At 39.1% G+C, this 19994-nt stretch carries 14 protein-coding genes; 1 reads left to right on the top strand and 13 read right to left on the bottom strand.

Annotation, left to right across the window (positions count from 1 at the left end; all coding sequences use genetic code 11):
- Positions 1-36: 36 nt before the first annotated feature.
- Entirely contained in the window at positions 37-1461 is a 1425-nt protein-coding gene (locus PT281_RS04100) for an amino acid permease (RefSeq protein ID WP_277152314.1), read from the top strand.
- Between the two features lie 49 nt (positions 1462-1510).
- Here PT281_RS04100 and PT281_RS04095 read toward each other — a convergent pair whose 3' ends face one another.
- The 13 genes from PT281_RS04095 to plsX form a co-directional block, all read right to left on the bottom strand.
- A complete protein-coding gene (locus tag PT281_RS04095) occupies positions 1511-2935 on the bottom strand; it encodes a C69 family dipeptidase (protein ID WP_277152312.1) in 1425 nt (474 codons plus the stop codon).
- A 24-nt stretch (positions 2936-2959) separates the two neighbouring features.
- Positions 2960-4414, bottom strand: coding sequence for a signal recognition particle-docking protein FtsY (gene ftsY, locus PT281_RS04090; protein ID WP_277152310.1), 1455 nt, complete (start codon positions 4412-4414; stop codon positions 2960-2962).
- Between the two features lie 2 nt (positions 4415-4416).
- Positions 4417-7980: a chromosome segregation protein SMC gene (gene smc, locus PT281_RS04085; RefSeq protein ID WP_277152308.1), complete on the bottom strand. Its 3564-nt coding sequence runs from the start codon at positions 7978-7980 to the stop codon at positions 4417-4419.
- A 10-nt stretch (positions 7981-7990) separates the two neighbouring features.
- Positions 7991-8677 carry a ribonuclease III gene (gene rnc / locus PT281_RS04080; protein ID WP_277152306.1) on the bottom strand — a complete coding sequence of 229 codons (687 nt, stop codon included), beginning with the start codon at positions 8675-8677 and terminating at the stop codon, positions 7991-7993.
- 161 nt (positions 8678-8838) lie between these two features.
- A complete protein-coding gene (locus tag PT281_RS04075) occupies positions 8839-10608 on the bottom strand; it encodes an oligopeptide ABC transporter substrate-binding protein (protein WP_277152305.1) in 1770 nt (589 codons plus the stop codon).
- A 179-nt stretch (positions 10609-10787) separates the two neighbouring features.
- A complete protein-coding gene (locus PT281_RS04070) occupies positions 10788-12557 on the bottom strand; it encodes an oligopeptide ABC transporter substrate-binding protein (protein WP_277152303.1) in 1770 nt (589 codons plus the stop codon).
- A gap of 184 nt (positions 12558-12741) precedes the next feature.
- The gene (locus PT281_RS04065) at positions 12742-14514 is read right to left on the bottom strand and encodes an oligopeptide ABC transporter substrate-binding protein (RefSeq protein WP_277152301.1); all 1773 of its coding nucleotides are present in this window, start codon (positions 14512-14514) and stop codon (positions 12742-12744) included.
- A gap of 198 nt (positions 14515-14712) precedes the next feature.
- On the bottom strand, positions 14713-15627 hold the full coding sequence (locus PT281_RS04060) for an ABC transporter permease (RefSeq protein WP_277152299.1): 915 nt from the start codon (positions 15625-15627) through the stop codon (positions 14713-14715).
- Between the two features lie 15 nt (positions 15628-15642).
- The gene (gene opp4B, locus PT281_RS04055; protein ID WP_277129485.1) at positions 15643-16602 is read right to left on the bottom strand and encodes an oligopeptide ABC transporter permease; all 960 of its coding nucleotides are present in this window, start codon (positions 16600-16602) and stop codon (positions 15643-15645) included.
- 2 nt (positions 16603-16604) lie between these two features.
- Complete coding sequence (locus tag PT281_RS04050) at positions 16605-17570, bottom strand: ATP-binding cassette domain-containing protein (RefSeq protein WP_277152297.1); 966 nt, start codon at positions 17568-17570, stop codon at positions 16605-16607.
- Between the two features lie 3 nt (positions 17571-17573).
- A complete protein-coding gene (locus PT281_RS04045) occupies positions 17574-18593 on the bottom strand; it encodes an ABC transporter ATP-binding protein (RefSeq protein ID WP_277152295.1) in 1020 nt (339 codons plus the stop codon).
- Between the two features lie 119 nt (positions 18594-18712).
- Complete coding sequence (gene acpP, locus PT281_RS04040; protein WP_277152293.1) at positions 18713-18955, bottom strand: acyl carrier protein; 243 nt, start codon at positions 18953-18955, stop codon at positions 18713-18715.
- Positions 18956-18995: 40 nt separating this feature from the next.
- Positions 18996-19994, bottom strand: coding sequence for a phosphate acyltransferase PlsX (gene plsX, locus PT281_RS04035; protein WP_277152291.1), 999 nt, complete (start codon positions 19992-19994; stop codon positions 18996-18998).

Below are 19994 nucleotides of genomic sequence, written 5' to 3'. Positions count from 1 at the left end.
ATCAAAAAATAATTTTATCCTATGGAGGTAATTTAGTTGAAGCTTTGGCAAACCATGAACCGTAAGGAAGATCCTAATATTTATCAAGAAAAAGATGGTCATTTGGTGCGCACCTTAAAGGTACGTGACTTTTTGGCTCTTGGCGTTGGGACAATCGTTTCCACCTCAATCTTCACACTGCCAGGTGAAGTTGCAGCACTGCACACGGGACCAGCAGTTGCTATCTCTTGTGTTATTGCCTCAATCGTTGCTGGACTAGTAGCTTTTGCCTATGCCGAAATGGCGGCAGCAATGCCCTTTGCTGGTTCGGTATATTCATGGATTAACGTCGTCTTCGGCGAATTTTGGGGCTGGATTTCTGGCTGGGCGCTTTTAGCCGAATACTTAATTGGTATGGCCTTTGTTAGTTCGGGCTTGTCAGCCAACTTGCGGGCACTAATTGCCCCTTTAGGTTGGAAATTACCGGCAGCCTTAGCTAACCCACTAGGTGTTAATGGCGGCGTGGTTGACCTAGTAGCACTAATTGCTATCATTCTTGCCGCAATCTTAGTTAGTTTTGGGGTATCCAAGGCATCCCGCGTTGAAAATGTCTTAGTCGTTGTTAAAGTTTTGGCAATTGTACTTTTTGTTGTTGTCGGTTTAACAGCAATTAAGGCTGCCAATTTCGTGCCGTTCATTCCACATTATCGTCCTACCGCACACGGACCATTCGGCGGCTGGCAGGGAATTTATGCTGGTGTTTCCATGATTTATATTTCCTTCTTAGGCTTCGACACAATCGCTTCTAATTCTGCTGAAGCAATTAACCCGCAAAAGACCATGCCTCGTGGAATTATTGGTTCATTATTAATTGCTGTTGTCTTATTTGTCGCTGTAAGCTTAGTACTTGTCGGCATGGTTCCTTACCATCAGTATCTTAACTCTGCTGAACCTGTCGGTTATGCTTTACGCCAAACCGGTCATGGCGGTGTTGCAATCATTGTTCAATCAGTAGCAGTCTTGGGTATGTTTACTGCCTTAATTGGCCTATGTATGGCAAGTTCACGGCTAGTCTACTCTTTTGGTCGTGATGGCATGTTACCAAAGAAATTAGGTAAACTTAATCCGGATCACCGCCCAGCAACAGCATTATGGACAGTTGCCATTATTGCCATTGTCATTTCAGCCTTTATTCCCTTTGCCTTTTTAACTCAATTAGTATCTGCGGGAACATTAATTGCCTTTATGTTTGTGTCAATTGGTATTTATCGTTTACGACCACGCGAAGGTCACGACATTGCCGATCCCGCATTTAAAATGCCGCTCTATCCGGTTTTGCCGTTTCTCGCATTCTTAGGATCATTTGCCGTCTTCCTAGGCTTGGATAATCAAGCAAAAGAATACATGCTAGTTTGGACAATAGTTGGCATCATTATTTATTACCTCTATGGCATGCACCATTCCGCAATGAACAAGTTATAACTTCAAACTAAAAAAGCCTTAACCATCACGGTTAAGGCTTTTTTATTTACTATAAATTTTCATCCATATTAAAGGTCAATTTCGACATGTTAATTGAATCAATCATCATCTGACCCCACAATTTTTCTGATTGTTTGCGGGTATAAGCAACCGTTTCTTGGTTTGCCTTAGTCAAATAATCTGTCAATTCGCTGCCACTTTTAGCTTCAGCACCGGCAATAACATCTTCAACTCTCCGGCGGAAGTATTGGTTCAAATCCTTCAAGTAGTCGGTATCTAACTGCACAAATTGCGGATAATGACTTTCAACGATTGCAGCCAATGACTTGTAATACCACCAAGCGTCACTCATGTTGTAGTCCATTGAAGTATTACTGTATGATGGGTCTGTGTCGTTCATATTTGCAAAGAACGGCACAAATGGTGTAAAAGTTGGACCACCAATACATAACCACATGATTGCGGCCTTGTCGCGGTCAACATCATTCCTAATTTGCAAAATATGCGAGTTTTGCGTTCTGTTCAAACCAATTGGACGGAAACGGTGCTTCTCTTCTTCAGTTCCCTTGCCAAATGGATCATAAGGCGTGTCTTGATAATGACTGCCTAATACAAATTCGATATCTTCACGCGTAATCTTCTTGGCTGCCCGGCGGATAAATGGCAAGTCACCATCAGTTGGGTCTTGTTCAATTTCGGGATTGAAGTACTTTTGACCGTACCAAACGCGATTGGTATTGTAGTGGCGGTCTTGTTCTGTGTAAGTACCAAAGATATGCCGGAAGTTCCAACCTTCGTGATCGGTATTTAAGTGATGCGCGGTGACAAATTCTTGAATGCCTTCACTCCACATAAAGTTAGCTGGATCATTAAAATCAACTTGTTCAATCGAAACCCGGTTAGCAGCAATTGCATAAGCATCATCTGGTATTCTCTGAGCGACCCAGTGGTGACCAGTAACAATTTCCATGTACCAAACTTCATCTTGATCGCTGAACAGAACTGAGTTACCAGCAGGTGAACCATACTTAGCAATCAATTTGCCTAAATATTCCACCCCATGTTTAGCAGAATGAATATATGGCAAAACAACGGATTGCATACAGTCTTCATCTAAACCATCTTTAACCAATGGATCAAAAGCCAAAGCACGTTCATTGCCATAAGTTGACTCGGTACAAGACATGGCAACATTTTCTTGATTAATACCACTTTCGTCATAATAGCCGCGGTGTTGGTAGTCAACATTAGGAACAGCTGGTACAGCTTGCGCATCCTCAGGCAGGTCAAGCGTGAATTTATTCAGCCAAGACTTAATCTTGCGACCTTTTTCACCATGAGCAGCAGGATGAATAATAAACTTTTGCGGCGTAATTGGCCGAAAAGTGTCATCGTTGCGGGCAATCATTGTTGAACCATCAATTGAAGCATTTTTACCAACCAAAATGGTTGTACATGCACTATATTCTTTCATAATTTTCTCCTTTTGTTTTGATTATTATACCAAATCATGAAAAAGACCAACAGCATAATTTGCTGCATCAAAATCAGCAAGATCTTCAGGCTTCTCGCCTAAGCCAACTAGTTTTACCGGCAGCTTCATTTCGTTTCTAATTGCTAAGACCACGCCGCCTTTTGAAGAACCGTCTAATTTGGTTAGAACTAAACCCGTTAATTTAGTTGTTTTATCAAAATCTTTTGCTTGCAACAAGGCGTTCTGCCCTGTTGAACCGTCTAAAACCAAGAGAGTTTCTGTTGGTTCGTCTGGAGCCTGCTTTTTGATAATCCGTTCGATTTTTTCAAGTTCGCTCATCAAGTTCTTCTTATTTTGCAAACGACCAGCCGTATCAACCAATAAGTAGTCCACATGTTCCTTGATTGCTCTTGCTGTTGCATCATAAACAACCGATGCTGGGTCTGCCTGTTCTTGTCCTGTTACTACGGGAACATCAACCCGCTTGCCCCATTCAACCAGCTGTTCAACCGCACCAGCTCTGAAAGTATCGGCGGCTGCCATTAAGACCGACTTGCCTTGGTCTTTAAACCGTTTTGCAAGTTTACCAATTGTAGTTGTCTTGCCAGCTCCATTGACTCCGACAAAAAGATAAATATTGGGTTTGCCATCCTGATGAGAACGCAACTTTTCGTTTTCGGCATCCCCATTCTTGTCGTAAAGGTCGACCAGCTTTTCCACGATTAATTTTTTTAAATCATCGTGAGACTTTGCCTTTTGCAGTTTGGCTTCGTCTTTTAATTCGGTTGTCAGTTCTTCAGCCGTTTCAAAGCCAACATCTGACTCAATCAACAATTCTTCCAAATCATCAAAGAAATCTTCATCAACTGATCTAAATTTTGCGAAAAACTGATTTAATCTTGCACCAAAGCCCTTGTTAGTCTTAGCAAGTCCCTTTTCGTACAATTCAGTCTGGTCTTGCCCTTCTTGATCCTGAGTTTCAGCTTCTGGCTCTGGTTCTGCTTGAGATTCAGACTGCGTTTGAGCTGAAGCTACTTCTTCAATCGCAGACATACTTGCCACAGTTGATTCACTTGGCGCAGCAGACATTGTTTGACTTACAGATGTTGATTCTGATGCAGATTCACTTACAGAAATACTTTCACTTTCTGACACAGATTCATGCTGTGATTCAGATTCACTTACAGAAGTACTTGCGCTCTCTGAAATAGATACAGACTGTGACTCAACATCACTTTTAGCAGCCGAACTAGATTCAGATTGTGATGCAGTTTCACTTTCAGAAGCACTTCCGCTCTCTGATATAGCTGACTCTATTGGTTTTTCAGTTTCACTTTCAACATTATCAGTGTCAGTGTTAGCTCCCAGTTCAGAATTAGCCGTTGCGTCCTGCTTTTCTGGTTCAATCTTCGGCTCTACTTCAGCTTCTTTTTCCTTATTACCAAACAGTGATTTCTTAATTTTATCAAATAAGCCCACTTTTAGTTCACCTCATTCTTTAATTGCTTTAACGATACTGAAAAGACTTGCGAAACGCCAGACTCCTGCATAACAACACCATATAGTTGGTCAGCTCGTTCCATTGTCCCGCGACGGTGCGTTATCACAATAAATTGTGTATGCATGTCATACTTTTCTAAAAATTGCGCGAACCGCGTCACATTTGCATCATCAAGTGCAGCTTCTACCTCATCCAAAACGCAAAATGGCACCGGTTTAACTTTTAACATCGCAAATAATAACGTGATGGCCGTTAATGCCCGTTCGCCGCCAGATAAAAGACTCAAGCGCTGCAATTTTTTGCCAGGCGGCTGAGCAATAATCTCGACACCGGTTGTTAACAAATCATCAGGATCGGTCAAGACTAGCTTGGCATTCCCGCCGCCAAACACAACTGGGAACAGTTCCTTAAAGCTCTTGGCAACCGCCGTAAAAGTTTTACTAAAGCGACTGCCGACTTCTTGGTCCAACTCAGTCATTGACTGGCGCAAATCATCACGTGCTTTTAACAAATCATTTTGCTGATTATTCAAAAAGTCATACCGCGCCTTAACTTCTTCGTATTCTTCAATTGACTTTAAGTTAACGGGACCAATATCTTCAAGTGACATGCGGTGCAATTTAACCTCTTTTTGCAGTTGCTTACGAGTTGCCACATCATTTTCACCTTCAGCCTGAGCCAAGGCAGCTTCATAAGTCAGCGAGTAATCTTTATTCAAAGTTTCAAGTCGCTGGTCAATCTTACTGGTAAACTGGGCAATTTTAACTGAAAGTCCCTCTTGCTCAGTTGCGGCATCCTTACGCAAATCATAATTACGACTGGCAACTTGATCTAACTGATTGATTTGTGCATCAAATTGACCTAATTGTGAACTCAAAGCATTAAGTTGCTCTTGCAATTGGGACTTTTGCTCAACTCCAGCCTGACTTTCCTGATGGAGCTGCTGCTGCTTCTGCTGGTCAAGCTGACCATTATGCTCTAAGGTCGCCAACTTAGTTGTCAAAGTCTTAATTTGCTGTTGCTGGTCGGCTAATTTCGCTTGATTTGCCTGCTGCTGACTAACAAGATTTTCTAATTTATTAGTATAAACTGCAATTTGGGGATCAAGTTCAGCCAACTTGTCCTGAACCTTTTGGTTTAAAGTTGTAAAGTTCTTAATTCGTTCCTGAAGTTGACCAATTTTAGCTTTTTGGTCAGCAATTTCAGTAACAAAATGTGCTTTTTGCTGGTCAGCCTGCTTAATCTTCTCAGTTAGTGCCGTAATTTGCTTGTCGCGTTCTTCTCTGCGTGATTCAAACAACTGATTGGCAGCTTTTAGCCGGTTAACTTCCTTTTCCTGATTTTGGTAAGAAAGCACGGCTTCGCCCAAATCACGACTGACTTCTTGCAATTTTTGCTTAACATCAGCCAAGTCTTGTGTTAATTCCTCATCTTGCTTAACTAACGCGGTTAAAGCTGTTTGATCAGTAGACAAAATTGCCTTTAATTTTTCAAGCTTTTGTTTAAGCTGCGTTAATTCAGCAGTTGTTTGCAGCGGTGAATTGTTCTTTTGATTGCGCACGCCACCAGTCATTGAACCACCTGGTGAAATAATATCACCGTCTAAAGTAACAATGCGATAGCGACCGATGCGCTGCGAAATTTGCAAGGCATTGTCAATCGTATCAACAATCACCGTACTACCAAGAAGGTAATTAATTGCCGGACTGATGTCTTCCTTGCTGGAACTTTCTACCAAATCGCTGGCAATACCTTGATAACCTGCAAAAGACTGCAAACTGCGCACAGTCGAAGCTGGAATCGTGTACTGTTTTAAGCCATCAAGTGGTAAAAAGGTAGCTCGCCCAGCATGGCGCCGCTTTAATTGATTAATCGCATCCCGCGCATCTGACCTAGTCGCAGCGACCAAATCTTGCACGCCACCACCAAGTGCCGTCGCCATCGCTGCTTCAAGCTCTGCCGGAAACGAAATCAACTCACCAATTGCCCCAATAATTCCGGGATAATCGGCAATATTATTCAGAACATTCTTAACACCATAATAGTAACCTTCATGACGTTTGCGGATATTTTCTAAGGCGTCATACCTTGCACTAATTTGATTTAGCTGGTGTGTATTCTCACTGACAACTTGGCGTAAGTTAGTTAGCTCCTTTTGAACGTCAGCTTGTTTTGTTGTTAATTCAGCAGCTTGCTCCTGCTTTTTTGTCCGTTTATCTTTAAGTGCTTGTCCCTCTGTTTTTAGCCTGCTTAACTCGGTCGTTGCCTTAGTTAATTCAGCGGTCACATCATTATTTTGATAACTGCTATCATCGCGGGTTCTTTTTAATTCAGAATTAAGATAAACAATTTCATTATTATTAGAAGTTTGATCCTGCAATAATTGAATATAATCAGAACGTAAATCATCTAATTTTTGATTAAGGGCAGTGGGATTTTCATTTAATTCAGCAGTCAAATCGGCCCGCTGTCTTTGCAAGAGCTGCTGCTCACTAATTAAAGCTGTCTTTTGCTCAATTAGCTTCTCATCATCAGCTTGACCTTGGGTAACCTGCTCATTTAAATCCTTTAATTCAGACTGATATTCCTTCTTAGTTGCTTTACTATACTGTTTACTCTGTTCCGCGACTTGCAAATTAGCATTTAAATCCGACAATTTTTTCGTTAAAGCCAAAAGATCTGCTTGTACTTGCTCACGCTGATCACTAAGCTGCTTATACTCGTTTCGCTTAGTTGTGACCGCACTCTGTGATTCCTTAACTTCACGATCAAGCTTAGAAAGCAGAATTTGATTCTCATCCACCTGTTTTTGCACCTGTGTTTTTTGCTGATCCAAATCAGCAATTTCAAAAGCTAAGAGAGTTTTTAATTTTTGGTCAAGACCCTGTTTTTGAAATTGGTACTCCTTAGCTAACGAACTTTGCTCATGTAACGGCTCAATGCGCTGCTCTAATTCCTTAACCAAATCATTAATTCTGACCAAGTTGTCAGTTGTTTGTTCAAGCTGCTGACTGGCAGCTTCCTTTTGCTTTTTAAAATGAAGCACGCCCGCAGCTTCTTCAAAGAGAACTCGACGTGCCTCAGGTCGTGAATTTAGGATTTGATCGACACGCCCCTGAGAAATAATCGCCAGACTATCTTGTGAAATCCCAGAGTCCAAAAAAAGTGCGCGAACATCGCGCTGTCTAACTGAATGCTTGTTAATGAGGTACTCATTATCACCTGAGAGCAAAATTCGCCTTGTAACCGTGACTTGATCGTCATCAAAATTGAGCTGGCGGTTTTGATTATCAAACACCATCGTCACTTCAGCGTGATTGGCACCCTTACGAAATTCACTACCGGCAAAAATAACGTCCTTCATGTTTGAGCCGCGCAGTGACTTGGCTCGTGACTCGCCCATTACCCAACGAATGGCTTCAGTAATATTACTTTTACCACTGCCGTTTGGACCTACAATACCGGTAATTCCCCTGTCAAATTCAATCTTTGTCTTTTCCGCAAAAGATTTAAAACCGTCAATTATTAGTTCTGTTAATGGCACAAGCTACCCCCTAGCGCTTCTTAGCCAAGGCAGCCTTTGCCGCGTCCTGCTCTGCGGACTTTTTGTTGTGACCTGTACCTTGGGAGACATCTTGACCATTAACACGTAATTGAACCGTAAAACGCGACGGAAGTTGCTCTTCCTTAATCACTTGATATTCGATTTTAACTGGACCATCTTGCTGTAAGAATTCCTGCAAGTCGGTCTTATAATCACGTGATGCATCAAACTTACCAGCATCAATCAACGGATAAACAGTTAAATGGAGAAAATATTCAACTGCATTCATGCCTTGATCAAGGAAAAGCGCACCATTGAAGGCCTCAAACACGTCTTCAAGTAATGTCTTACGCGAACGGGCGCCAGCTTTTTCTTCACCATGACCTAAATTAATTTCTGCAGGAAAGCCAAACTTTTTAGCAAATTTCGCAAAGCCTTCAGTGTCAACAATATTAGACCGCATTCGCGTTAATTCGCCCTCATTTAATTCGGTAAAGTGGCGATATAAGTAGTCAGAAATTGCCAATTCCAATACCGCGTCTCCCAAAAATTCCAGCTTTTCATAATCACGCACACCATCCTGTGGATGCTCATTGGCATATGAGGAGTGAGTGAATGCTTCTTCCAATAATTTTGGATTATTAAATTTAATTTTATATTTGTCATTTAGTTGATTAACAAATTTCGTGCTTACCATCTTTTCAGCTCCTTTATCCTTTGATTATACCAGTTTTTGCCCGATAAAATGAAAAAGAAAGCAATTACAACAATAGTTATCCTTAAAAAGCAAAAAAGCACGTGATTACTATATCGACGTGCTCATTACTATATTTATATAATTTTTAACTATAACATTTATTATTTAACAAATGCTACTCGACCCCATAGTTGGTGCCCATTATTCATTAATGATGGCTTCAATGAATAACCAGTAAGCTTATTATTAACAGCATCAATTTGGTATGAATTATCCATTGGAATTACATAAGCTTGATCAAACATGTATTGTTGCCATTCATGGAACTTCTGTACCCGATACTTATGGTTAAAGGCTTTTTGTGAGTCCATTTCTTCCAATAATTTGTTGTTTTCTGGGGTAACAAATCGTTCATAGTTGGACATTGTTCCTTCACTGTACAATTGAGTTTGTGAAGGTTCACTAGATAAAGTCCAACCAGCATCAAACATATCAATTCCTGCTGCATCATGTTGAACCTTATCGTAGAATGAGTTCATTTCAGTTAAACGACCGCCAACTAATTTAACATTCAAGCCAATCTTATGCCATTGCTGAATATAATTCTGAGTAATTGATTCCTTAATAGAACCAAGATCTGCATTAGTTTTAGCTAAGTAGTTAATGGTTAATGGCTTGCCATTAGGTTGAACACGCCACTTGCCCTTCTTCTTATATCCAGCCTTATCCAAAATCTCATTGGCTTTCTTTAAGTTATATGAATAACCTTTAACATCCTTGTCAAAATAATCGCCAAATTGGGCTGGAATTAAAGTTGGTACTTGGAAGCTCAAGCCTTGAGTATAACGTTTATCAACAGCGTTGACGTTCATGGCGTAACCAATGGCTTGCCGCAATGGCTTAGTCATCTTAGGATTCTTTTCCATTACATTCTTTGATTGCTTGCCATCCCACTTACCAACCTTAAAACCAAGGTAGTAGTAAGATAATGGCACAGTAGCGACAAAGTTGACACCCTTTGTGTTTTTAACCTGATTCCACTGGGCGTTCACCACTCTAGTTACATCAAACTTTTGACTCTTGATTGATTGCGAAGCTGAGTTAGGCGAAACAACTTGATAAATAATCTTGTCTAGCTTTGGCTTACCACGCCAGTAATACTTGTTTGGAACCCAGCTGACTGATTGACCACGGACAATCTTTTGCACCTTGTATGGTCCAAAATATAACGGCTTCTTTCTAATTTGGTCAGACGACTGCAGCTTCTTAAACGGAATATTCTTTAAGTAGTGATATGGTGCAGCCATTTCCCAAATATAACCGTTACCTGCGTTAGTCATACCTGGCTTCAATTCTGTACAGTGCAATACAGCTACACGACCATTTTCACCATCGGGCATTTCAATTCCTGAAATAGTCTTAGCTTTGCCCTCGTGGTATTCTTTCATACCCTTAATGATGTTAAATTGGCTAGAATATCTTTGTGATTGAGTATCCTTGTTGGCAATAATCTCATAAGCATATTCAATGTCCTTAGCAGTTACTTGCTTACCATCGGACCACTTAACACCTTTTTTAACCGTAATCGTTGCAGTGTTAGCTTTACGATCAAGTTTCAAAGTGGCTGGACCCTTATCATTAATCTTATAGTGATCATCAGTATCGAATAATGATTCTTGACCAGGACTGGCAATATCACTATCAATCTGACTCATTTCTAATTCTTCATTAAAAATTCCTGTAAAAGGTGTGTCTGTTTCTTCTGCGACTTTAATTGTGCCACCTTGTTTAGCAGTTTTAACTGGTGCCTGTTCTGGGAATTTACTTGCAGTCTTAGTATTATCGTCATTATTACTCTTACCACAAGCTACCAATGTTAAGGCAGCTGCTGTAACTACTCCAATTGAGCCTAAAATTTTGTTTGTTTTCATAATAAGCTACCTTTCCTTATTATCATTTAATGATTTTTTCGAAACAAGTTAATAGTTAAATATTACCATGAAAAATTAAAAAATCAATATAATTATTAATATTAATTTAATAAAAAGTAAAATTATTTTTGCAAACAAAAAATCCTAAGAACTTAATCTTAGGATTTAGAGATTTATAATTACTTGGTGAAGGCAACGTTATACCATAATGGATAACCATTATTATCTTGTGATGGCTTCAATGAGTAACCAGTTATTTTATCATTAATTGCGTTAACTGAGTAATAGTTATATGTTGGCACAACATATGCTTCATCATTCATATATTTTTGCCATTCATGGAACTTCTGTACCCGATACTTGTGGTTAAAGGCCTTTTGTGAGTCCATTTCTTCCAATAATTTGTTGTTTTCTGGCGTAACAAATCTTGAGTAGTTGGACATTGTACCTTCACTGTACAACTGCTGTTGTGAAGGTTCAGAAGACATTGTCCAGCCAGCCATAAACATATCTACACCTGGATCGTCATGTTGAACTTTATCATAGAAGGAATTAAATTCAGTTAAACGACCGCCAACTAATTTAACGTTCAAACCAATCTTATTCCATTGTTGAATATAATTTTGCATAATTGGTTCTTGAGTAGCCTTACCCGACATTGCCAAGAAATGAATAGTTAGTGGTTTACCATTAGGTTGTACACGCCACTTGCCCTTCTTCTTATATCCAGCCTTATCCAAAATCTCGTTGGCCTTCTTGATGTTATAAGTATATCCCTTAACATCCTTATCGAAGTAATCACCAAATTGTGCTGGAATTAAAGTTGGCACTTGGAAACTCAAACCGTGGGTATAATGCTTATAAACTGAATCAGTATTCATTGCATATGCCATCGCTTGACGCAAAGATTTATTATTCATCTTAGCATTAGGGTTCATAACATTTTTAGCCTTCTTGGCATCCCATTTACCAACCTTAAATGCTAAATAGTAATATGCTAGAGGAATTTTAGCAACAAAGTTAACATTCTTAGTATTCTTGACATCATTCCATTGATCGTTGACAACTTCTGCAATATCAAACTTGTGGCTCTTGATTGATTGCGTAACTGAAGTTGGTGCAACAACTTGATAAATAATCTTGTCTAGTTTTGGCTTACCGCGCCAATAGTACTTGTTAGGTACCCAACTAACTGATTGACCTCTAACTAACTTACCCAGTTTAAATGGTCCAAAGAATAATGGGTGTTTGCGAATTTGATCAGAAGATTGTAGTTTCTTAAACGGAACATCCTTTAAGTAATGATATGGAACGGCATTTTCCCAAAAATAACCGTTACCACTATTAGTCATACCTGGCTTCAATTCTGTACAGTGTAATACAGCTACACGACCAGTTTCACCATCTGGCATTTCAATTCCTGAAATAGTCTTAGCCTTGCCCTCATGATATTCTTTCATACCTTTAATAATATTAAATTGACTAGAATATCTTTGTGATTGAGTATCCTTGTTGGCAATAATTTCATAAGCATATTCAATATCCTTAGCAGTTACCTGCTTACCATCAGACCACTTAACACCCTTCTTAACTGTAATTGTTACGGTGTTGGCTTTACGATCTAACTTTAATGTTGCTGCACCTTTATCATTAATCTTATAGTGATCGTCAGTATCAAACAGCGATTCAGCACCTGGACTCATAATATCAGTATCAATTTGACTCATTGATAGTTCTGGACTAAAGACACCAGTAAATGGGGTATCTGTACTTTCAGCAATCTTTAAAGTTCCGCCCTGCTTAGCAGTCTTAACAGGAGTTGCTGCTGGGAACTTACTTGCAGTCTTGGCATTTTCATTACTGTCATTGTTGCTCTTACCACAAGCTACTAATGTTAAAGCAGCTGCCGTAACAACTCCAATTGAACTCAATAATTTTGTCTTTTTCATAAACACACACCTTCTAATTGTAATATCTATCTTTCGAAACAAGCTAATAATTAAATCTTAGCATGATTTATTAAAAAATCAACAGCTTTATGAATATATAATTAAATATATTTTTAATTATTTAACAAAGCCTAACGAAAAATCCTAAGATTTTACTCTTAGGATTCTTGAAAATGATATTTAATTATTTAATAAAGCCAACTTGACCCCATAATTGGTGGCCGTTGCTATTTTGCGAAGGTCTTAGTGAATAACCGGTAATTTTATCATTGATTGCATAAATCGTGTACGAATTATCAGTAGGGATAGTATATGCTTGGTCATTCATGTACTCTTGCCATTCATGGAATTTTTGAACGCGATACTTATGATTAAATGACTTGGTTGAATCAATTTCAGACAATAACTTAGTATTTTCCGGTGTCACAAACCGTGAATAGTTCATCGGTGAAGTTTCACCATACAGATTATTAGGTGATGGCTCACTAGCTAAGCCCCAACCAGCTTCAAACATATCGACACTTGGATCATCATGTTGCAGCTTATCTTCAAAGGAATTGAATTCAGTTGGGCGACCGCCAAGTAATTTAACATTCAAACCAATCTTGTGCCATTGTTGAATGTAATTCTGCTGAATTGGCTCTTTAGTAGAATCACCTTGTCTGGTCATGTAATTAATAACTAGCGGCTTGCCATTAGGTTGGGCACGCCACTTGCCCTTCTTCTTATATCCAGCCTTATCTAAAATTTCATTAGCCTTCTTTAAGTTATAAGAATAGCTTTTAGCGTTTTTATCAAAGTAATCGCCAAACTGTTCAGGAATTAGGGTTGGTACACGGAAACTTAAGCCTTCAGTATAACGCTTATCAACAGCATCAACGTTCATCGCGTAACCAATCGCTTGCCGCAATGCCTTGTTATTCATCTTGGACTTCGGATCCATCACGTTCTTGTCTTTTTTGGCGTCCCACTTACCAACCTTAAAACCAAGATAATTGTATTGAATTGGAATTTGGGCAACAAAATTTACGTCCTTGGTATCTTTAACCTGATCCCATTGAGTATTGATTGCATTAACGACATCAAACTTGTGGTCCTTAATTGATTGCGAGGTCGAGTTAGAAGAAAGAACTGAAATTACAATTTTATCCAGCTTTGGTGTGCCGCGCCAATAGTATTTGTTAGGTACCCAAGTTGCTGATTCGCCGCGAACCAATTTAGCCAATTTAAATGGTCCAAAGTACATTGGATGCTTTCTAATCTTATCTGAAGATTGCAGCTTATCAAACGGTACATCCTTAAGATAATGGTATGGTGCTGCTGTTTCCCAAAAGTAGCCATTACCACTATTGTACATTCCCGGCTTCATTTGCTTAAAATGAAGCACAATTTGGCGACCATTTTCACCATCTGGCATTTCAATACCAGAAATAGTCTTGGCTTGACCATTATGGTATTCCTTCATGCCCTCAATATTCTCTAATTGGCTGCTATAACGTTGTGATGCAGTCTTCTTGTTAGCTAGAATTTCATAGGAATATTCCAAATCCTTAGCAGTTACCTGTTTGCCATCAGACCACTTGACACCCTTTTTAACCGTGATTGTCGCAGTTTTATCCTGAACATTCAGCTTCAAGGTTGCAGGACCTTTATCATTGATCTTGAAATTATCATCTGTATCAAACAAGGCTTCTTCGCCAGGTTCAGCAACCTGTGCATCAGTTTGAACAGTATATAATTCATCTGAAAAAATTCCGGTAAAAGGAGTATCGCTTCTAACAGCAACCTTCAGAGTACCACCTTGTTTAGCAGCTTTTTTAGGCACTGATTCAGAAAACTTGCTGGCTGTATTTGCACCTTGATTGCTGCTGCCATTATCACTTTTACCGCAAGCTACTAAGGTTAATGCAGCTGCTGTAACAACTCCAATTGAACTAAGTATTTTGGACTTTTTCATAAAATAATTACTCCTAACCATTCTATTCTCTATCTACATGTAATTGGAATAAGTTAATACATAGATTTTAGCATATCTAGATAGCATTCCAAATTATTTTATCGTGCTTTAATTTTGATCTTATGTTTATTTCATATCTAACTTAGGATTTTAGACCATAAAAAAAGCTTTACTGTTAAAGTAAAGCTTTTGATTAGACTAATTTTCTCGTTGACGAGCATCCCCAGCACGCTGCAAAGCACGACCAACATAGTTAATACTCAATGAAATCATTAATAACAATATTGTCGCTGGCAGCCATAACCATGGACGGTTAACAACGTTAACTGGGTCGTTAGCAAATCCAATCAACGTACCAAGTGAAGGTGTCGTTGTTGGCAATCCATAACCAATGAAGGATAAAGTTGTTTCAACACCGATGTTTCCGGCAATTGTCAAAACCACATCAATAATAATCATTGAGGTAATGTTTGGCAACACTTCTCTAAACATAATCTTCAAATCAGAAGAACCTGAAGTCTTCGAAGCCAAAACATAATCACGCTCACGCTGCGACAGGATAAAGGCACGGAAGTAACGTGCTGTCGCTGGCCACGCAAACATTGAGATAATCCAAACCAAGCTAACTGCATTGTAGTTAGGAATAACTGTTACAAGAACAATCATGATTGGCCATTTAGGCAAAACTTGGATGAAGTCAACAATTCTCATGATGATTGAATCAATATAACCACCGTAATAACCGGATACTAGTCCAACTAACAAACCAACAATTTCAACAACTGCGGTAACAGCAACCCCAATCATAATTGAGTTACGGCCACCCATCATCAGCAGCTTCAAAATGTCACGACCACCGTCATCAGTACCAAAAATGTGCCCATTTTGACCCCAACCATAGTAGGCGTCAACAATGTTAATCTCTGTAACTTGTGACTTGTGTAAAAACATCGATCCACCAAAGGTGAACAGCAAAATTAAAATGATAATAATCGCAGCAGTAAAGGCAACTTTATCATGTCTAATTTCATGCATTGCAATCTTAAATCCAGATGCAGGAGCTGGGCGTGATACCTTCTGGTCTTCTTGTGTTTTTTCTTTATTTTTAGCCATTGTACTCGCTCCTCCCTACTTAACCCGAATTCTTGGGTCAACAATACTCATAATAATATCTGAGAGCAAGTTGCCTAATAAAGTTAAAATACCAAAAATCAAAATCAAGGCGGTTAATGTCGTATAATCACGTTGAGAAATTGAATCAAGGAAGAGTTTACCCATTCCGGGATAACTAAAGACAGATTCAACAATCATTGAACCACTGAGCAGTCCAGTAATTACTGTCCCAAAGTTAGAAGCAATTGGCAATAATGAGTTACGCAAAATATGCTTGTTAAAGACGACATTTTCGGGAACACCCTTACTGTGTGCTGTCCGAACATAATCTTCAACCTTATTATCGACAATTCCTGTCCGCAGGTACTGCACAATACTGGTAGTTGTTACAACCGCTGTCAAAATTGCCGGCAGCAGCATGTGATAGAACTGACTACCAATTGTTCCCCAGAAGCCTGAGGCATTAGCAGCAACTGACCCTGAAATTGGGAACCAACCTAAGGTGAAACCAAACAGCCAAATAGCTAAAATGTAAAAAACAAATGGCGGTACTGCATAAGTAACATAGTTAAAGATTTCAACAGCTTGATCTTGCCATTCATCTTGGTGACGACCAGCAGTAATTCCCATTGGAATTGAAATTGCATAAGTAATAATAGTTGACAGTAATGACAGCCAGAAGGTATTAACTGCACGGTCAGCAATTAATGAAACAACCGGCACGTGTTGAATGTAACTTGTTCCTAAGTCGCCTCGGAATAAGTTACCAACCCAACGACCATATTGCACTGGAATTGGATCATTCAAGCCTGCTGCCTGTTTTAAAGCAGCTAGCTGCTTAGGGTCAGTGTTTGGGTTAATTTGACCACTGAATGGGTCACCAGGCATCATTTTAGCCAAAACAAAGACTAAAAAGCTCAAGATAATAATTTGCGGAATCATAACCAAAAAACGTCTCAGAATTGTTTTCCACATTTTTAGTCACTCTCCTTTTCTTGATTTACTTGCTCTGGCGGCAAGGCAACAAAGTGCTTGCCAGAAACGTGTTGTAACGGATAAACACGACCATCTTTATCATACCAAGCACTTTGATCGTTTTGAAATTCCTGTTCAACTCGATTACGTTCTTGCTTGTGTTCCTCACGATGTTCAACATCAACCTTAGGAATTGCGGAAAGCAGCCGTTTAGTATAAATATGAATTGGATTATTATAAATATCTTCACGCGTACCGATTTCAACTAAACGCCCCCGGTGCATGATAGCCAAGTTTTCAGACATGTGCTTAACAACACCCAAGTCATGAGAAATAAACAGGTAAGCAATATTATATTGTTGCTGAATATGCTTCATAAAGTTCAAAACCTGAGCTTGAACCGACAAATCCAAAGCACTGGTAGGTTCATCCGCTACAATCAACCTTGGATTTGTCGCTACGGCACGGGCAACTCCGATTCTCTGTCTTTGACCACCGGAAAATTCATGCGGATACTTGTAAATTGCGTCACTTGGCATTCCAACAATATCCAATAATTCCTGCACCCGATCACGTTCTTGATCTGTCGTTAAATTCTCAAAGTTACGAATTGGTTCTGCAATAATATCTTCAATTCGTTTACGGGGATTCAAACTAGACATTGAATCTTGGAAAATCATTTGAACATCTTTATTGTAGTTCAACCGGCGTCTGTTTTTAGCTTTAGTAACATCAACGCCTTTATAAATAATTTGACCACTAGTAACAGGTTCAACTCCGACAATTGCCTTACCGGTAGTTGATTTACCAGAACCAGATTCACCAATTAGACCGTAAGTTTCACCTTCATTAATCGTGATACTAATGTCATCAACGGCACGCACATAATCAGTAATTCTATTCCAAAAACCACTCCGAATAGGATAATGAACCTTTAGGTTTTTTATTTGAATAATTTCTTTAGCCATAAATTACTCCCCACTTACTGCAGCATCTTGATCTTGGAAGTGGAAGGTCTTCCAGCATGTACATCTAACCCAGTGTCCCGGCTCAACTTCATGCATCACTGGATTTGCTTCATGATCGCTTTCAGGAATCCACGGAATTCTTGGCGCAAACCGATCACCTGTCCGCCGCATATTTTGCAATGATGGAACTGTTCCTTGAATAACATGCAAATCTTCACTTTCATCATCTGATTGTGGCATTGAATTCAATAACGAACGCGTATATGGATGCAATGGATGATTAAAAATCGTCTTGACATCAGCTTTTTCAACAACCTGTCCGCCATACATAACAGCAACTTCGTCAGCTGTTTCAGCAACAACGCCTAAGTCGTGCGTAATTAAAATAATGCCGGAATGTGATTGCTTTTGAATATCTTCCAACAGGTCCAAAATTTGAGCCTGAATCGTTACGTCCAAAGCAGTTGTTGGCTCATCAGCAATAATAATTTCAGGCTTACATGCAACAGCCATTGCAATTACGACCCGTTGACGCAGACCACCAGATAATTCATGTGGATACATTGAATACATTTCTTCAGGCTTAGGCATACCTACCTGATTAAATAACTCAATAACGCGCGCATGACGTTCCTTTTCATTCATATCGGTATGGTAATACAGAGTTTCGGCTACCTGGTCGCCAACCCGCATTAATGGATTAAGACTTGCCAATGGATCTTGGAAAATCATTCCAATCTTGTTACCACGAATTTTATTAAACAGCGCCTCATTTAGTCCAACTAAGTTCAATTCATTATAAAGAATATCCCCAGTTACTTTCGTATTTTTATGGTCATACAAACCAATAATACTTGCGGCAATTGTACTCTTACCACAACCAGACTCACCTACGACTGATAAAATTTCGTCACGCTTTAGAGTAATATTTATATCATCAGCAGCATCATAAAATTTCCCATGCAGACGGTACGCCGTATGCAAATGCTGGATATCTAGCAAGAGATCACTTTGTTTTTCCAAAGGTCATTTCCCCTCTCAATTTTTGTAAAATTTATTAAAGATATTTAACAAATTTATTTAATTTCTAATTATATACATCAAACAGGCTTCATGCAAATATCAAAATCACTTTTTAGAAATTAATTTTGGTGAGCTGCCACGTAACTAACGGCATCACCAACTGTTTTAATTTTTTCAGCATCTTCATCAGAAATTTCGGCGCCAAATTCATCTTCTAGTTGCAAAATAAATTCTACTAAATCAATAGAATCAGCATCTAGGTCACTAGTAAAGTTAGTATCTTTAGTAATCTTATCTGCATCTACTTCAAAATTTTCAGCCAACATATCTTTAATTTTTGAAAAAATTTGCTCTTCTGTCATTCTTTTATCTCCTTATTATTCTTAATTATACCTTAATTAATTATTCAGCAGCGGAAAATTCTGCTTTAAATTCATCAATAATTTTTTCAGACAAAATTTTATCAATCTGTTTAAGAGTGAAATAGATTGCTCGTTGATCTGAACGACCGTGGGTTTTAACTACTGGCGCATTTACCCCAAGCAAAACGGCACCACCATATTTAGCTGTATCAAATTTTGAAATTAAGCCCTTCAGCGCATTTTTAATTAATAAAGCACCGACTTTTGCTTTAAGACCATTATTTAACAAGCTGTCTTTAAGTAAATGAATTAAGACGCTGGAAGTACCTTCAATATTCTTCAAAACAGCATTTCCAGTAAAACCATCGGTAGCCACAACATCAGCATTACCTTCAAGTAACTCATTGCCTTCAATATTACCAACAAAGTTCAGGTCGCTGTCAAGCAAGAGCTGGTATGCGGCTTGGTGGACATCATCGCCCTTGTCGCTTTCAGCACCATTATTTAGTAAAGCAACCCGCGGATTAGTAATCCCGCGAACCTTCTCTGCATAATAAACGGCCATGCGTGCCCAAGCCAAAATGTATTCGGGCTTACTCTTAGCGTTAGCACCAACATCAATCATGTTAAAACCATCATCAGAATTTTTAACTGGTAAAGTTGGCATTAAACCTGGTCGCGCGATTCCTTTAATCCGACCAATAATAAAAATCCCGCAGGATAACAATGCCCCAGTATTACCTAAAGATAGTAATGCATCAGCCTTGCCCTCTTTAACATAGCGAGCAGCTACTACCAAAGAAGAATCTTTTTTACTGCGAATTGCCTTTACTGGTTCGTCTTCATCGTTGATAACTTCAGTTGTCGCAACTACTTCAACTCGCTCCTTATCAGAACCAACTAATTTATTAATCTGCTTGGCATTACCAAACAAAATAAATCTTGTTTGGGTTAATTCTGCCTTCGCTTGTAAAACAGCCTTCACGATTGCCTTAGGGGCATTTTCGCCGCCCATCGCATCTATTGCAATTGTTCTCAT

The organism is Lactobacillus sp. ESL0701 (assembly GCF_029433445.1).
Lineage (GTDB): Bacteria > Bacillota > Bacilli > Lactobacillales > Lactobacillaceae > Lactobacillus.
Note: the sequence above shows the minus strand (reverse complement) of the source record. Positions and strands in the feature narration are given on the sequence as shown.

Excerpts from the sequence above, each read along its gene's own strand:
- rnc (WP_277152306.1), bottom strand. The coding sequence starts at position 8,677 with ATGGTAAGCACGAAATTTGTTAATCAACTAAATGACAAATATAAAATT.
- PT281_RS04050 (WP_277152297.1), bottom strand. The coding sequence starts at position 17,570 with ATGGCTAAAGAAATTATTCAAATAAAAAACCTAAAGGTTCATTATCCT.
- PT281_RS04070 (WP_277152303.1), bottom strand. The coding sequence starts at position 12,557 with ATGAAAAAGACAAAATTATTGAGTTCAATTGGAGTTGTTACGGCAGCT.
- PT281_RS04065 (WP_277152301.1), bottom strand. The coding sequence starts at position 14,514 with ATGAAAAAGTCCAAAATACTTAGTTCAATTGGAGTTGTTACAGCAGCT.
- acpP (WP_277152293.1), bottom strand. The coding sequence starts at position 18,955 with ATGACAGAAGAGCAAATTTTTTCAAAAATTAAAGATATGTTGGCTGAA.
- opp4B (WP_277129485.1), bottom strand. The coding sequence starts at position 16,602 with ATGTGGAAAACAATTCTGAGACGTTTTTTGGTTATGATTCCGCAAATT.
- PT281_RS04095 (WP_277152312.1), bottom strand. The coding sequence starts at position 2,935 with ATGAAAGAATATAGTGCATGTACAACCATTTTGGTTGGTAAAAATGCT.
- plsX (WP_277152291.1), bottom strand. The coding sequence starts at position 19,994 with ATGAGAACAATTGCAATAGATGCGATGGGCGGCGAAAATGCCCCTAAG.
- PT281_RS04075 (WP_277152305.1), bottom strand. The coding sequence starts at position 10,608 with ATGAAAACAAACAAAATTTTAGGCTCAATTGGAGTAGTTACAGCAGCT.
- PT281_RS04060 (WP_277152299.1), bottom strand. The coding sequence starts at position 15,627 with ATGGCTAAAAATAAAGAAAAAACACAAGAAGACCAGAAGGTATCACGC.